This is a genomic window from Enterobacter sp. P82 (assembly GCF_037053385.1).
Taxonomy (GTDB): Bacteria; Pseudomonadota; Gammaproteobacteria; order Enterobacterales; family Enterobacteriaceae; genus Enterobacter.
In genome coordinates, this window is record NZ_JBALHX010000001.1 from 776,300 (window position 1) to 791,240 (window position 14,941).

Below are 14,941 nucleotides of genomic sequence, written 5' to 3' on the forward strand. Positions count from 1 at the left end.
TTTGGGGTGGCACTGGAGAGAAGGGGCTGACATAATCCCTGTGCAAAAATACAGTGAGAGAACAACGTGGCAGACGATTTTTCCCCTGAAGGTCAATTAGCACAGGCCATCCCTGGTTTCAAACCGCGTGAACCACAGCGGCAGATGGCACATGCCGTTGCGCGTGCGATCGACAAGGCGCAACCGCTGGTGGTGGAAGCCGGAACCGGCACGGGGAAAACGTATGCTTACCTTGCACCGGCGCTGCGCGCGAAAAAGAAGGTGATCATATCCACTGGATCGAAAGCACTACAGGATCAGCTCTACAGCCGCGATTTACCCACCGTGGCAAAGGCGTTGAAATACAAAGGTCGTCTGGCCTTGCTGAAGGGGCGCTCCAACTATCTCTGTCTGGAACGTCTTGAGCAGCAGGCGCTGGCGGGTGGTGATCTGCCGGTGCAAACCCTGAGTGACGTTATTATTCTTCGCGCCTGGGCGAACCAGACCGAAGAAGGGGATATCAGCACCTGCGCGAGCGTGCCGGAAGACTCTCCAGCCTGGCCGCTGGTGACCAGTACTAACGATAACTGTCTTGGCAGCGACTGCCCGCTGTATAAAGACTGCTTTGTGGTGAAAGCGCGCAAAACGGCGATGGATGCCGACGTGGTGGTGGTTAACCACCATCTGTTTCTCGCCGATATGGTGGTCAAAGACAGCGGTTTCGGCGAGCTGATCCCCGAGGCGGACGTCATGATCTTCGATGAAGCCCACCAGTTACCGGATATCGCCAGCCAGTATTTCGGTCAGTCGCTCTCCAGCCGTCAGCTACTGGATCTGGCCAAAGATTTCACTATTGCTTACCGTACTGAATTAAAAGATACCCAGCAGCTACAGAAATGTGCCGACCGTCTGGCGCAAAGTGCCCAGGATTTTCGCTTACAGCTTGGCGAGCCGGGCTATCGTGGCAACCTGCGTGAACTGCTGGCCGACAAAAATATCCAGCGCGCACTGCTGCTGCTGGATGATGCCCTTGAGCTCTGTTACGACGTGGCGAAACTGTCTCTCGGACGCTCCGCGTTGCTGGATGCCGCCTTCGAGCGCGCCACGCTCTATCGCGGGCGGCTCAAACGGCTGAAAGAGATTAACCAGCCGGGTTTCAGCTACTGGTATGAATGCACCTCGCGGCATTTCACGCTGGCGCTCACGCCGCTGACCGTAGCGGATAAATTTAAAGAGGTGATGGCGCAAAAACCGGGAAGCTGGATCTTCACCTCGGCAACGCTTTCGGTGAATGACGATCTACACCACTTTACCGAGCGTCTGGGTATCGAGCAGGCGGAGTCGCTGCTGCTGCCAAGCCCGTTCGATTACGAAAAACAGGCGCTGCTCTGTGTGCCGCGCAATTTGCCGCTACCGAATCAGCCCGGTGCCGCACGCCACCTGGCGGCGATGTTAAAACCGATGATTGAGGCCAACAACGGCCGCTGCTTTATGCTCTGCACTTCTCACGCCATGATGAGAGACCTCGCCGAGCAGTTCCGTGCCACCATGACGCTGCCGGTGCTGTTGCAGGGTGAAACCAGTAAAGGGCAACTGCTGCAGCAGTTTGTCAGTGCCGGTAATGCCCTCCTTGTGGCAACCAGCAGCTTCTGGGAAGGGGTAGATGTGCGCGGGGATACGCTCTCGCTGGTGATTATTGATAAATTGCCGTTTACCTCTCCGGACGATCCGCTGCTGAAAGCGCGCATGGAAGATTGCCGCCTGCGCGGAGGCGATCCGTTTGATGAAGTCCAGCTGCCGGATGCGGTAATCACCCTTAAGCAAGGGGTAGGGCGATTGATCCGCGACGTGACCGACCGCGGTGTGCTGGTCATTTGCGATAACCGGCTGGTGATGCGCCCGTATGGTGCCACTTTCCTTGCAAGCCTGCCGCCCGCGCCACGTACGCGGGACATAAAACGCGCGGTGCGTTTCCTCGCAAACCCAACGGCGGAGTAATTTGCCCCGGAGTGTGCTAAGATGCGCGCCATTTTGTGACTGACCCTTGCGAGAGCGCGACAACTGATGCGAATTCTGGCTATTGATACCGCTACAGAGGCTTGTTCCGTTGCCCTGTGGAACGACGGTACTATCTCTGCTCATTTCGAAGAGTGCCCACGGGAACATACCCAGCGCATTCTGCCCCTGGTAAAAGCGATTTTAACTCAGGGCAACACCTCCTTAACCGACCTCGATGCGCTGGCCTTTGGCCGGGGGCCTGGCAGCTTTACGGGCGTACGTATCGGGATTGGCATTGCACAGGGGCTGGCGCTGGGCGCTGAGCTGCCGATGATTGGCGTCTCTACTCTCGCCACCATGGCGCAGGGCGCATGGCGCATGACCGGAGCAACGCGCGTGCTGGCCGCGATTGATGCCCGCATGGGTGAAGTCTACTGGGCCGAATATACGCGCGATGAAAACGGCGTGTGGCACGGTGAAGAGACGGAAGCCGTGCTTAAGCCGGAAGCGGTCACTGAACGGCTGCAACAGCTGTCCGGTGAGTGGGCGACTGTCGGCACGGGCTGGCCTGCGTGGCCCGAGATGGCGAACGATACCGGGGTGACGCTGGTGGATGGCAACATGTTACTGCCAGCTGCGGAAGATATGCTTCCGATTGCCTGCCAGCTTCTTGCAGAAGGAAAAACCGTTGCCGTGGAACATGCGGAGCCGGTTTATTTGCGAAACACCGTCGCGTGGAAGAAACTTCCGGGCCGCGAGTGAATCTCAGTAACAGGAACTGAGAAAAAGGAGTCGCATCATGGCGGTTCAGACTAAAGTAGTACGCCTTATTATGGCAGGCGTTGTAGCCATAGCACTGAGCGGATGCGTTTCCGTTCCTGATGCGATAAAGGGCAGCAGCCCGACGCCCCAGCAGGATCTGGTCCGGGTGATGAATGCCCCTGAGCTTTACGTCGGCCAGGAAGCTCGCTTCGGCGGCAAGGTGATCGACGTACAAAACCAGCAAGGGAAAACCCGTCTGGAGATCGCGACCGTTCCGCTGGACAGCGGCGCGCGTCCTGTACTGGGCGAGGCCTCCCGGGGACGTATCTATGCGGACGTCAGTGGGTTCCTGGACCCGGTTGATTTTCGCGGACAGCTGGTGACCGTCGTCGGGCCAATTACCGGTGCCGTGCAGGGCAAAATCGGCAACACGCCGTACAAATTCATGACCATGCAGGTTAACGGGTATAAACGCTGGCGGCTGGCACAGCAGGTGATCATGCCGCCTCAGCCGATCGACCCGTGGATGTGGGGGCCGCATCCTTATCGTTATGGCTACCCGGGCTGGGGTTGGTATAACCCAGGACCTGCACAGGTACAGACTATCGTTACTGAGTAACTTACTGTTATTGTTGGAAAAGAGACAGCGGCTCAGCCGCTGTCTCTGTTTTTTTACGGACAAGACGAAAAAAAAGAGTGACGCGCTTCGCAACCTTAAATCTGAACAATTAATAAACTGGTACGCTGAGTTAATATAATGTTAACAAACTGTTTATTATCGGGGTTGTGATGACGACGAACACTCATTTCAGAGGTGATGCATTGAAGAAGGTTTGGCTTAACCGTTATCCCGCAGATGTTCCTGCCGAGATCAATCCTGACCGTTATCAATCCCTGGTTGAATTATTTGAACACTCGGTAAGGCGTTATGCCGATCAACCCGCTTTCGTGAACATGGGCGAGGTGATGACGTTCCGTAAACTTGAGGAGCGTAGCCGGGCGTTTGCGGCTTATCTGCAGGAAGGTCTGGGACTGCAAAAAGGGGACCGCGTCGCGCTGATGATGCCGAACCTGCTGCAATACCCGGTAGCATTGTTCGGTATCCTGCGAGCAGGGATGATTGTCGTCAACGTTAACCCGTTGTACACGCCGCGTGAACTGGAACACCAGCTGAACGACAGCGGCGCGACGGCGATTGTGATTGTCTCTAACTTTGCCCACACTCTGGAAAAAGTGGTCGATAAAACCCAGGTTAAGCACGTCATCCTGACGCGTATGGGGGATCAACTCTCCACCGCCAAAGGCACGCTGGTTAACTTTGTTGTCAAATACGTCAAACGCCTGGTGCCAAAATACCATCTGCCGGATGCTATCTCCTTCCGCCGTGCGCTCCATGCGGGCTATCGTATGCAATACGTCAAGCCGGAGGTGGTGTCAGAAGACCTTGCCTTCCTGCAATACACTGGCGGCACTACCGGTGTGGCGAAAGGCGCGATGCTGACCCACCGTAACATGCTGGCAAACCTTGAGCAGGTGAATGCCACGTATGGCCCACTGCTGCATCCCGGAAAAGAGCTGGTCATTACAGCATTGCCGCTGTATCACATTTTTGCGCTCACCATGAACTGTCTGCTGTTCATTGAACTGGGTGGCCAAAACGTATTGATTACCAACCCGCGCGATATTCCTGGGCTGGTCAAAGAACTGGCAAAATATCCGTTCACCGCGATGACCGGTGTGAATACCCTGTTTAACGCGTTGCTCAATAACAAAGAGTTCCAGCAGCTTGATTTTTCGACGCTGCACCTCTCTGCGGGGGGCGGGATGCCGGTGCAACAGGCAGTCGCCGAGCGCTGGGTCAAACTCACCGGTCAGTATTTGCTGGAAGGCTATGGCCTGACGGAGTGTGCGCCGCTGGTTAGCGTCAATCCACATGATATTGACTACCACAGCGGTAGCATTGGTCTGCCAGTGCCTTCGACAGAAGCTAAACTGGTCGATGATGACGATAACGAAGTTGCACCGGGCGAGCCGGGAGAACTGTGTGTCAAAGGGCCACAGGTGATGCTGGGTTACTGGCAGCGTCCTGATGCGACAGACGAAATCATCAAAGACGGCTGGCTGCACACGGGTGACATCGCAGTGATGGATGACGAGGGCTTCCTGCGCATCGTTGACCGTAAGAAAGATATGATCCTGGTGTCCGGGTTCAACGTCTATCCGAACGAGATCGAAGATGTCGTCATGCAGCACAGCGGCGTACTCGAAGTGGCGGCGGTAGGGGTTCCTTCCGGCAGCAGCGGTGAAGCGGTCAAAATTTTTGTGGTCAAGAAGGATCCCTCTCTCACCGAGGAGGAGCTGGTAACGTTCTGTCGTCGTCAACTGACGGGCTACAAGGTACCGAAGCTGGTTGAATTCCGCGATGAGCTGCCGAAATCAAACGTTGGAAAGATATTACGACGAGAATTACGTGACGAAGCCCGTGGCAAAGTAGACAATAAGGCCTGAGCTTCACGCTAATCGCCCAGACGCCGGTTAAGCCGGCGTTTTTTATGGGCGCAAACAAAAGAGAACCCGTTTTGAATTACCAGATGATCACGACCAATGACGAGCTGGCTTCGCTGTGCGAAGTGACGCGCGACTTTCCTGCCATTGCCCTGGATACCGAATTTGTCCGTACCCGGACTTATTATCCGCAGCTGGGTTTAATTCAGATGTTCGACGGTAAACATGTGTCGCTTATCGACCCTCTTGGCATTACCGACTGGACACCAATGCGTGACCTGCTGCTCGATACTGCCGTGACGAAATACCTGCACGCAGGTAGTGAAGATCTGGAGGTGTTTCTCAACACGTTTGGCATCATGCCGCAGCCGTTGATTGATACGCAGATCCTTGCGGCATTCAGCAATCGTCCGCTTTCATGGGGTTTTGCTGCCATGGTGGAGGAGTACACGGGTCTGACGCTGGACAAAAGCGAATCCCGTACTGACTGGCTGGCACGCCCTCTCACTGAGCGTCAGCTGGAATACGCGGCGGCAGACGTGTTTTATCTGCTGCCGATTGCCGGACAACTGATGAAAGAGGCTGAAGCTTCAGGTTGGCTGGCTGCGGCCCTGGATGAGTGTCGTATGGCGCAACAACGTCGCCAGGAAGTGGTTGACCCGAAAGACGCCTGGCGCGATATCACTAATGCCTGGCAGTTACGTACGCGTCAGCTGGCGTGCCTGCAACTGTTAGCGGACTGGCGTCTGCGCAAAGCCCGCGAGCGCGACCTTGCCGTTAATTTTGTGGTCCGTGAAGAGCATCTCTGGGCGGTTGCACGCTATATGCCAGGTAGCCTGGGCGAGCTGGACAGCATTGGGCTATCAGGCAGTGAAATCCGTTTCCACGGCAAAACCCTGTTGGCGCTGGTCGCAAAAGCGCAGGAGCTGCCGGAAGATGCGTTGCCGGAACCGCTGCTGAATCTGATGGATATGCCGGGCTACCGTAAAGCGTTTAAGGATATCAAAGCGCTGGTGCAAGTCGTCGCAACGGAAAGCAAACTGAGTGCGGAACTGCTCGCCTCACGCCGACAGATTAACCAGCTGCTGAACTGGCACTGGAAGCTGAAACCGCAAAATGGTTTGCCGGAAATGGTGGCAGGATGGCGCGGGGAATTGATGGCCGATCGCCTGAATACGTTGCTGGAAGGGTATCCGCGCTAATAAATATGCCGGGCGAAATACCCGGCATATTCCCCCGGCGGCGCTGCGCTTACCGGGGCTACAAAATCACAAACCTACGGACGTGACTCTTCCGCTTCCGGGAGCGTAACGTTCAGCTCCAGAATCGAAATATCCCCGTCTTTCTGCTCCAGTTGTACGGTGACCATCTCCGGGTCAATCTGCACATACTTACAGATCACTTCCAGGATGTCCTTACGCAACTGCGGCAGGTAATGAGGCTCGGCGTCGCTACGACGGCGCTCCGCCACGATAATTTGCAGACGTTCTTTAGCGATGTTGGCGGTGTTCTTTTTCCGCGAGAGAAAAAAGTCCAGTAATGCCATAACTTATCCTCCGAACAGGCGTTTGAGGAAACCTTTCTTCTCTTCTTCAATGAAGCGGAAAGGACGTTCTTCTCCCAGCAGACGGTCAACAGTATCAGCATACGCTTTACCTGCATCTGCCATTGTATCAAGGATCACTGGCTCGCCCTGGTTAGAGGCGCGTAACACGGACTGATCTTCCGGGATTACACCCACCAGTTTGATGCGCAGGATCTCCAGCACGTCTTCCATGCTCAGCATGTCACCTTTGTTCACGCGGCCAGGGTTGTAGCGGGTGAGCAGCAGGTGTTCTTTAATCGGGTCTTCGCCATTTTCCGCACGACGGGATTTCGACGCGAGGATGCCCAGAATGCGGTCAGAGTCACGCACGGATGACACTTCAGGGTTGGTGGTGATGATTGCTTCATCAGCGAAGTAGAGCGCCATCAGGGCACCGGTTTCGATACCCGCAGGGGAGTCACAGACCACAAAGTCGAACTCCATTTTTTTCAGATCATCGAGCACCTTTTCTACCCCTTCACGGGTCAGCGCGTCTTTGTCACGCGTCTGAGAGGCCGGGAGAATGTAGAGGTTCTCGGTGCGCTTATCTTTAATCAGCGCCTGGTTCAGCGTAGCATCGCCCTGAATGACGTTCACAAAGTCATACACGACGCGACGCTCACATCCCATGATCAGGTCGAGGTTACGCAGACCGATATCGAAGTCGATAACGACGGTTTTCTTTCCCTTCTGGGCCAAACCAGTAGCGATGGCCGCGCTGGAGGTGGTCTTGCCAACGCCTCCTTTACCCGAAGTAACAACAATAATGCGTGCCATAGAAATTCCTTGTTAAAAAGGGATCAATTCAACGGTTGAACGGTCAACGCGTCGTCTGCCAGGCGCAGACGAGCCGCTTTGCCATAAAATTCGGCTGGGATCTTGTCGCTCAGCCAATATTCACCTGCGATGGACACCAGTTCCGCCGTCAGGTGAGTACAAAATATTTGTGCATCCCGATCGCCACTTGCACCTGCGAGCGCACGTCCACGCATCATACCGTATACGTGAATATTGCCATCTGCAATCAGCTCAGCGCCAGCACTGACGTGGCTTGTAACAATCAGATCACAGTTTGGTGCATAAATGCGCTGACCGGAACGAACCGGCACATCAATCATTCGCGTTTTTGTGACGGCGGTAACGTTTTGCACCGCAGGAGGGGGCGTCTGGACGGCAACAGGTGCTGCACGTGAGGCTTTTTCTTTGCCCTCAGTCAGAAGTGGCAGCCCCGCACGGTCAATTTCCGCTTTCAACTCAGCATCTTTGCAGCCACTGATGCCCACAATACGCAGCCCGGTCGAGGAGACGGCTTGCTGGAGAAGTTTCCAGTTAACCGGCGCTTCAAGCGCGCTGACATTGATAACAACAGGGGCGTGTTTCAGAAAAGCGGGAGCCTGGGCGATTTTGTCTTCTAACGCCTGACGAATAACCTCGGGTTTTGCATCATGCAAATGTACCACTGATAAGGTGAAGCTACTGCCTTTAAGCTCGATGGGCGTGTTTGACATCCTGGCCTTACTCAATTTGCTATTAACCGCAACCACTCGCTGCGATATTCCGAAGAGTATCAGGCATGTTATAGTCAGGAGTATATTGAGGCAAGCAACCACCCATTAATTCAGAGTAAAAACATGTTTTGTGTGATCTACAGAAGTACAAGTCGTGACCAGACCTATCTTTATGTCGAAAAGAAAGACGATTTTTCCCGCGTGCCTGAAGAATTAATGAAAAGCTTTGGCCGACCGCAGCTGGCGATGCTGCTGCCGCTGGATGGTCGTAAGACGTTGGTGAATGCCGATCTGGAAAAAGTGAAAACGGCATTAACCGAGCAGGGCTATTATTTACAGCTTCCACCACCGCCTGAGAATTTATTAAAACAGCATCTTGAGGCGAACGGAAAAAAATAGTCTCAACTGTTTTTGGACACAACACATCAATCGTTTAGGGGGCGACCATGTATCAACATCATAACTGGCAAGGTGCATTACTGGATTATCCCGTCAGCAAAGTGGTCTGCGTGGGCAGCAACTATGCAAAACATATTCAGGAGATGGGTAGCGCGACGCCAGAAGAACCGGTTCTGTTCATTAAGCCAGAAACGGCGCTTTGTGATATCCGTCAGCCGCTGGCGTTACCTCAGGGGTTAGGTTCAGTCCACCACGAAGTTGAACTCGCCGTGCTGATCGGCGCGACGCTGCGTCAGGCCTCTGAAGAGCACGTGCAAAAAGCGATTGCAGGCTACGGCGTTGCGCTGGACCTCACGTTGCGTGATGTTCAGGGCAAAATGAAAAAAGCCGGGCAGCCCTGGGAGAAAGCCAAAGGGTTTGATAATTCCTGCCCGATCTCCGGTTTTGTGCCAGTGGGCGAGTTCACTGCTGACCCGCAGGATACGCCGCTTTCCCTGAAGGTTAATGGTGAATTCCGCCAGCAGGGAACCACCGCCGATATGATCCACAAGATCCTGCCGCTGATTGCCTATATGAGCCGCTTCTTTACCCTGAAACCGGGTGATGTGATCCTGACAGGTACACCCGAAGGTGTTGGCCCGCTACTCAGCGGGGATGAGCTTGAGGTTGGTTTTAACGGCCTGTCGCTGAAAACCCGCGTGCTGTAACCGCATCTTGCCGCCTGAAGAGGGCGGCAAAACTTGCAACAACGTGCCAGACTCGTTATAAGGTGCGCTTTCTTTTGACGTGTGGACATCCTGATGAACGACATCCCTTTCTGGCAAAGCAAAACTCTTGATGACATGACTGACGCGGAATGGGAATCATTGTGCGACGGCTGCGGGCAGTGCTGCCTGCACAAGTTGATGGATGAAGATTCTGACGAAATCTACTTCACCAACGTTGCCTGCAAACAGTTGAACATCAAAACCTGCCAGTGCCGTAACTATGAGCGTCGGTTCGAGTTTGAGCCGGACTGCATCAAATTAACCCGCGATAATCTGCCAACCTTCGAATGGCTGCCGCATACCTGCGCGTATCGCCTGCTGGCGGAAGGGAAGGATTTACCGAACTGGCACCCGCTGCTGACGGGGTCGAAAGCGGCGATGCACGGTGAGCGTATTTCAGTGCGCCACATTGCGGTGAAAGAGTCTGAGGTCCGGGACTGGGAAGATCACATCATGAATCATCCCAACCGTTGAGTTGAAATAAAAAACCCGCCGAGGCGGGTTTTTTATTGTTCGCTCTGTGTCGGGTGGCGCTGCGCTTACCCGACCTACAAAACCTGTTCGCTTTTACCTTCCAAACAAATCGCGTTTCTTCGGTTTGAATGGCTGAGCAATCAGCACCAGCAGTGCCACGACGAAGTAGGCCACAAAAATACCCACCAGCCACTGTGGCATCTCCAGAGTCAGGAATTCCCACTGACGAACGGAGCAGTCACCGGAGGCAACAAACACCTGCGGCAGCCATTTATCCAGCGGCAACCAGCTCGGGAAGCGGGCGGCGAAATCACAGGTCATAAACGGTGATGGATGCAGCTGCATCATGGTGTGCTGCCAGGAGAGCTCAATCCCTTTCCAGGCACTGTACAACCAGATAGCGATTGCGGCATAGCGCAACGGCGTTTTCGGTGCAATCGCACCCACCAGACCAGCGCCCATAATGCCGAACAGTGCGCAGCGCTCGTAGATGCAGAGCACGCAGGGTTTAAGTCCCATCACATGCTGGAACCACAGCGCGACCATTTCCAGCGCAAAGGCGGTCAGGGCCATTAACAACCACGCTCCGCGACCGCGGGAGCACTGGTTTAAAAATCTCAACATAATCATTTCCCTGGAACATGCTTAGAAAGCGCAGTGTAAACGAATTCGTCTTTCGCGCCAGATGTACCTGACGAAATAAAACGTAATTGGATGTTTATCGTGCGAAAAGGCAAACGGGCAGCGAACTGCCCGATATACATACTTTACTGCGCCGCAAGTATACCCGCTTGTATCAACCATTGCGTACAGGGAATGAGGGTAATTTTGACGCAAAGCAATCCCACGATCGTGAGCACAAGCGTATAGGGCAGGGCCATCCAGACCATCTTGCCATAAGAAAGTCGTATGAGTGGCGCCAGTGCAGAGGTCAACAGGAAGAGGAAAGCGGCTTGTCCGTTAGGGGTCGCAACCGATGGCAGGTTAGTGCCGGTGTTGATCGCCACAGCCAGCAGCTCAAACTGACCTGTGCTGATGACGCCTTGCTCCATGGCCGCTTTAGCCTCATTGATGTAGACCGTCCCGACAAACACGTTATCGGATATCGACGAGAGCAGGCCGTTAAACAGATAAAACAGCGAGAGCTGAGCATCCGGTGCAGCCTGTAAAACAAAGGCAATAATTGGCGCGAAGAGGTGTTGGTCAATAATTACCGCCACAACGGCAAAAAATACAGCTAGCAGCGCGGTAAACGGCAGGGCTTCGGTAAACGCTTTGCTGATAGCATGCTCATCCGTCACGCCAGTGAAAGTGGCGGCGAGGATAATGACCGACAGCCCAATTAATCCCACTTCAGCAAGATGAAACGCCAGCGCGGCAATAAGCCAGACACCGATGATCCCCTGCGCAATAAGACGCAGTGTCTCCTGGCGTGTCCGCTGGCTACGGCTTTGCAGATCGAATTTTTGCAGTTCCTGACGTACCGGGTCCGGGAGTTGTGCACCGTAGCCAAAGAGACGAAACTTCTCCACCAGCATACAGGTCACCAGGCCGCAGAGCAGAACCGGTAGACTCACCGGTGCCATACGCAGGAAGAAATCACCAAAGTGCCAGCCTGCCGCTTTGGCAATGATCAGGTTTTGCGGTTCACCCACCATTGTCATCACGCCACCCAGGGCGGTGCCGACACCGGCATGCATCATCAGGCTTCGCAGGAAGGCGCGGAATTGTTCCAGCACTTCTCGGTGGTAAGTGTCAACCTGGCTGTCATCCAGCAGATCGTCCCCGGGGCGCGAAGAGGCCGCCCGGTGGTAAATTCCGTAAAATCCAACGGCAACGCTTATCACCACGGCAACAACCGTCAGTGCATCCAGGAAGGCCGAAAGAAACGCGGCAGCCATGCAGAAGGCCAGCGACAGAAGCGTTTTCGACGGAATACTGAGCAGCAGGCGGGTAAAGATAAACAGCAGTAGCTGTTTCATAAAGTAGATACCGGCCACCATAAATATCAGCAGCAGAAGTACTTCAAGATTCGAGGCCAGTTCTGCTTTCACGTGCTCTGCGCTGGTCATACCGATAACGACCGCTTCAAAAGCCAGCAAGCCGCCAGGCAGCAGGGGATAACATTTTAGCGCCATAGCCAGAGTGAAGATAAATTCCGCGACCAGCAACCACCCGGCAATAAACGGGTTCACAATAAAAATGATGGGGTTAACGATCAGGAACACCAGTAATAACAGTTTGTACCAGTCGGGTGACTGGCCTAAAAAATTGCGCCACACTGCGCGCCCAAAAGAAATTTCCACGACAGACGTCCTTCCCCGTCAACTAAGACAAAACATGAGTATACGCAAAAATCGCGGCCTGGAGGTGGATATGACAGCATTGTAAATTTCACAAAAATGAAACCGTGATCCCTCTTTTCTCTCTTTGCCGCGCTATCTGCTACAGCGTGCCTCTGGTATGATGAGTCCAATTTGCTAAAGCTGTGTAATGGAAATCTCACTATGGTCATTAAGGCGCAGAGCCCGGCGGGTTTCGCGGAAGAGTACATCATTGAAAGCATCTGGAATAATCGTTTTCCTGCGGGGTCCATTCTTCCGGCTGAACGCGAACTCTCTGAACTGATTGGCGTCACTCGCACCACGCTGCGTGAAGTGCTCCAGCGACTGGCACGTGATGGGTGGTTGACGATTCAGCACGGCAAACCAACGAAAGTGAACAACTTCTGGGAAACTTCCGGGCTGAACATTCTTGAAACGCTGGCGCGTCTCGACCATGAAAGCGTGCCGCAGCTGATCGATAATCTGCTTTCTGTTCGCACCAACATCGCGACGATCTTTATTCGTACCGCTTTTCGTCAGCATCCTGAAGACGCTCTTGCTGTACTGGCCAGTGCGAACGAAGTTGAAGATCACGCAGATGCGTTTGCAACCCTCGATTACAACGTCTTCCGTGGGCTGGCGTTTGCCTCTGGCAACCCAATTTATGGCCTTATTCTGAACGGGATGAAAGGGCTGTATACCCGCATTGGTCGCCACTATTTTGCTAATCCGGAAGCCCGCAGTCTGGCACTGGGTTTCTACCATAAACTGAGCAAGCTCTGTTCTGAAGGCCTGCACGATCAGGTCTATGAAACCGTGCGTCGCTACGGCCACGACTCCGGTGAAATCTGGCACCGTATGCAGAAAACGCTACCGGGTGATTTAGCGATTCAAAGTCGTTAAATAAAAAAACCTCTCATATGAGAGGTTTTTTTCGTCGGATGGCGCGACGCTTAGCGGACAAACAGGGCAGAGCTACAGCGTATTCAACCGCGCCGGACAACGCTCAAGTAACTCCACGCTACCATCTTCATTCTGCTGTTCAAGTTGCACGTCAAAGCCCCACAGGCGATGCACATGCTTCAGCACTTCTTTACGCCCTTTATCCAGCGGCGCGCGGTTGTGCGGGATATAACGCAAGGTCAGAGAGCGGTCACCGCGTAAATCAACGTTCCACACCTGAATATTGGGTTCAAGATTGCTCAGGTTGTACTGAGAAGAGAGGCGAGAGCGGATCTCACGGTATCCCTCTTCGTTATGGATCGCTGAAATCTCCAGATAATTATTCCGATCATCGTCCAGAACGGTAAAGAAGCGGAAATCACGCATGATCTTTGGCGACATAAACTGGCTGATAAAGCTCTCATCCTTAAAGTCGCGCATGGCGAAATGCAGCGTTTCCAGCCAGTCGGAACCAGCGATATCCGGGAACCAGTACTTGTCTTCTTCTGTGGGTGACTGACAGATACGTTTAATGTCCTGGAACATGGCAAAGCCAAGCGCGTACGGGTTAATCCCGCTGTACCACGGGCTGTTGTACGGCGGCTGGAACACCACATTGGTATGGCTGTGCAGGAATTCCATCATAAACCGCTCGGTGACTTTTCCTTCGTCATACAGATGGTTGAGAATGGTGTAGTGCCAGAATGTCGCCCAGCCCTCGTTCATCACCTGGGTCTGTTTTTGCGGGTAGAAATACTGGCTTACCTTGCGCACGATGCGCAGTATTTCACGCTGCCATGGCTCCAGCAGCGGAGCATTCTTCTCCATAAAATAGAGCAGGTTTTCTTGCGGCTCAGACGGATAGCGACGCGCTTCGGCCACCGCTTTTTCTTCCTCACGCTTCGGCAGGGTACGCCACAACATATTCACCTGGCTTTGCAGATACTCTTCGCGGCTTTTCTGCCGGGCTTTCTCCTCCTGCAGGGAGATTTTCTGTGGACGTTTATAGCGATCCACACCGTAGTTCATCAGCGCATGGCAGGAGTCGAGCAGTTTTTCCACTTCATCCACGCCATAACGCTCTTCGCAGTCGGTAATGTACTTACGGGCGAAGATAAGGTAATCGACAATAGAACTGGCATCCGTCCAGCTGCGGAACAGGTAGTTGTTCTTGAAAAAGGAATTGTGTCCGTAGCAGGCATGCGCCATCACCAGCGCCTGCATGGTAATGGTGTTCTCTTCCATCAAATAAGCAATACACGGGTTGGAGTTGATGACAATCTCATACGCCAGCCCCTGCTGGCCGTGCTTATACAACCGTTCCGTTTCAATAAATTTTTTACCAAACGACCAGTGCGGATAGTTAATCGGCATCCCGACGCTGGAGTAGGCGTCCATCATCTGTTCGGACGTAATGACTTCAATCTGATGCGGATAGGTATCCAGGCGATACAGTTTTGCCACCCGGTCGATTTCGGCGAGGTAGACATCCAGCAGCTCGAAGGTCCAGTCGGGTCCATCGCTCAGACGTGTGTTGTCCTTGTTCAGGGAATCAATAGTAGCCATTAGCGCGCCCTCATTGTGGGTGCTCTCTCTGTCTGGAGAGCCTCCTTTCAAGCATAGATCAACGTGTTAAAAAGCGTGCTGGAGCGGAAATTTTTTCTTTGCGATTTCACGTTTTTGATACGGCAAATAAAC

The 14,941-nt window shown here is 53.7% G+C and carries 15 protein-coding genes; 9 read left to right on the forward strand and 6 right to left on the reverse strand.

Going from position 1 to position 14,941, the window contains the following annotated elements:
• The first annotated feature begins 66 nt into the window (after nt 1–66).
• The 5 genes from WB237_RS03620 (at nt 67) to rnd (ending at nt 6,446) form a co-directional block, all read left to right on the forward strand.
• Nucleotides 67–1,977 carry an ATP-dependent DNA helicase gene (locus WB237_RS03620; protein WP_028018676.1) on the forward strand — a complete coding sequence of 637 codons (1,911 nt, stop codon included), beginning with the start codon at nt 67–69 and terminating at the stop codon, nt 1,975–1,977.
• 66 nt (nt 1,978–2,043) lie between these two features.
• A complete protein-coding gene (gene tsaB, locus WB237_RS03625) occupies nt 2,044–2,739 on the forward strand; it encodes a tRNA (adenosine(37)-N6)-threonylcarbamoyltransferase complex dimerization subunit type 1 TsaB (protein WP_336210390.1) in 696 nt (231 codons plus the stop codon).
• A 37-nt stretch (nt 2,740–2,776) separates the two neighbouring features.
• Entirely contained in the window at nt 2,777–3,358 is a 582-nt protein-coding gene (locus tag WB237_RS03630) for a Slp family lipoprotein (protein ID WP_114976929.1), read from the forward strand.
• 203 nt (nt 3,359–3,561) lie between these two features.
• Complete coding sequence (gene fadD / locus WB237_RS03635) at nt 3,562–5,247, forward strand: long-chain-fatty-acid--CoA ligase FadD (RefSeq protein ID WP_336210394.1); 1,686 nt, start codon at nt 3,562–3,564, stop codon at nt 5,245–5,247.
• Between the two features lie 83 nt (nt 5,248–5,330).
• The gene (rnd, locus tag WB237_RS03640) at nt 5,331–6,446 is read left to right on the forward strand and encodes a ribonuclease D (RefSeq protein WP_336213459.1); all 1,116 of its coding nucleotides are present in this window, start codon (nt 5,331–5,333) and stop codon (nt 6,444–6,446) included.
• 74 nt (nt 6,447–6,520) lie between these two features.
• On the opposite strand, the gene minE is transcribed toward rnd, so the two are convergent.
• Genes minE through minC form a run of 3 tightly spaced genes read right to left on the reverse strand, consistent with a single transcriptional unit; the run spans nt 6,521 to nt 8,337 of the window.
• On the reverse strand, nt 6,521–6,790 hold the full coding sequence (gene minE / locus WB237_RS03645; RefSeq protein ID WP_008500504.1) for a cell division topological specificity factor MinE: 270 nt from the start codon (nt 6,788–6,790) through the stop codon (nt 6,521–6,523).
• Nucleotides 6,791–6,793: 3 nt separating this feature from the next.
• Entirely contained in the window at nt 6,794–7,606 is an 813-nt protein-coding gene (gene minD, locus WB237_RS03650) for a septum site-determining protein MinD (RefSeq protein ID WP_114976930.1), read from the reverse strand.
• A gap of 23 nt (nt 7,607–7,629) precedes the next feature.
• Nucleotides 7,630–8,337: a septum site-determining protein MinC gene (gene minC / locus WB237_RS03655; RefSeq protein WP_114976931.1), complete on the reverse strand. Its 708-nt coding sequence runs from the start codon at nt 8,335–8,337 to the stop codon at nt 7,630–7,632.
• Nucleotides 8,338–8,460: 123 nt separating this feature from the next.
• Between minC and WB237_RS03660 the strand changes: the two genes are divergently transcribed.
• From WB237_RS03660 to WB237_RS03670, 3 genes are all read left to right on the forward strand, one after another.
• Nucleotides 8,461–8,736: a YcgL domain-containing protein gene (locus WB237_RS03660; RefSeq protein WP_028018682.1), complete on the forward strand. Its 276-nt coding sequence runs from the start codon at nt 8,461–8,463 to the stop codon at nt 8,734–8,736.
• Nucleotides 8,737–8,783: 47 nt separating this feature from the next.
• Complete coding sequence (locus tag WB237_RS03665) at nt 8,784–9,443, forward strand: fumarylacetoacetate hydrolase family protein (protein WP_028018683.1); 660 nt, start codon at nt 8,784–8,786, stop codon at nt 9,441–9,443.
• A gap of 93 nt (nt 9,444–9,536) precedes the next feature.
• Complete coding sequence (locus WB237_RS03670) at nt 9,537–9,977, forward strand: YcgN family cysteine cluster protein (protein ID WP_028018684.1); 441 nt, start codon at nt 9,537–9,539, stop codon at nt 9,975–9,977.
• Between the two features lie 93 nt (nt 9,978–10,070).
• On the opposite strand, the gene dsbB is transcribed toward WB237_RS03670, so the two are convergent.
• Nucleotides 10,071–10,601: a disulfide bond formation protein DsbB gene (gene dsbB / locus WB237_RS03675; protein ID WP_114976933.1), complete on the reverse strand. Its 531-nt coding sequence runs from the start codon at nt 10,599–10,601 to the stop codon at nt 10,071–10,073.
• Nucleotides 10,602–10,744: 143 nt separating this feature from the next.
• Nucleotides 10,745–12,283 (reverse strand): Na(+)/H(+) antiporter NhaB, encoded by a 1,539-nt coding sequence (gene nhaB / locus WB237_RS03680; RefSeq protein WP_336210401.1) that lies wholly within the window; start codon nt 12,281–12,283, stop codon nt 10,745–10,747.
• 201 nt (nt 12,284–12,484) lie between these two features.
• On the opposite strand from nhaB, the gene fadR reads away from it, so the two are divergent.
• A complete protein-coding gene (gene fadR / locus WB237_RS03685; RefSeq protein ID WP_028018687.1) occupies nt 12,485–13,204 on the forward strand; it encodes a fatty acid metabolism transcriptional regulator FadR in 720 nt (239 codons plus the stop codon).
• Nucleotides 13,205–13,276: 72 nt separating this feature from the next.
• Here fadR and WB237_RS03690 read toward each other — a convergent pair whose 3' ends face one another.
• Nucleotides 13,277–14,809 (reverse strand): SpoVR family protein, encoded by a 1,533-nt coding sequence (locus tag WB237_RS03690; RefSeq protein WP_024909810.1) that lies wholly within the window; start codon nt 14,807–14,809, stop codon nt 13,277–13,279.
• Between the last annotated feature and the right edge of the window lie 132 nt (nt 14,810–14,941).

Coding starts and splice junctions, on each gene's coding strand:
- tsaB (WP_336210390.1), top strand. CDS start 2,044: ATGCGAATTCTGGCTATTGATACCGCTACAGAGGCTTGTTCCGTTGCC.
- WB237_RS03630 (WP_114976929.1), top strand. CDS start 2,777: ATGGCGGTTCAGACTAAAGTAGTACGCCTTATTATGGCAGGCGTTGTA.
- rnd (WP_336213459.1), top strand. CDS start 5,331: ATGATCACGACCAATGACGAGCTGGCTTCGCTGTGCGAAGTGACGCGC.
- minE (WP_008500504.1), bottom strand. CDS start 6,790: ATGGCATTACTGGACTTTTTTCTCTCGCGGAAAAAGAACACCGCCAAC.
- minD (WP_114976930.1), bottom strand. CDS start 7,606: ATGGCACGCATTATTGTTGTTACTTCGGGTAAAGGAGGCGTTGGCAAG.
- minC (WP_114976931.1), bottom strand. CDS start 8,337: ATGTCAAACACGCCCATCGAGCTTAAAGGCAGTAGCTTCACCTTATCA.
- WB237_RS03660 (WP_028018682.1), top strand. CDS start 8,461: ATGTTTTGTGTGATCTACAGAAGTACAAGTCGTGACCAGACCTATCTT.
- WB237_RS03665 (WP_028018683.1), top strand. CDS start 8,784: ATGTATCAACATCATAACTGGCAAGGTGCATTACTGGATTATCCCGTC.
- WB237_RS03670 (WP_028018684.1), top strand. CDS start 9,537: ATGAACGACATCCCTTTCTGGCAAAGCAAAACTCTTGATGACATGACT.
- dsbB (WP_114976933.1), bottom strand. CDS start 10,601: ATGTTGAGATTTTTAAACCAGTGCTCCCGCGGTCGCGGAGCGTGGTTG.
- fadR (WP_028018687.1), top strand. CDS start 12,485: ATGGTCATTAAGGCGCAGAGCCCGGCGGGTTTCGCGGAAGAGTACATC.
- WB237_RS03690 (WP_024909810.1), bottom strand. CDS start 14,809: ATGGCTACTATTGATTCCCTGAACAAGGACAACACACGTCTGAGCGAT.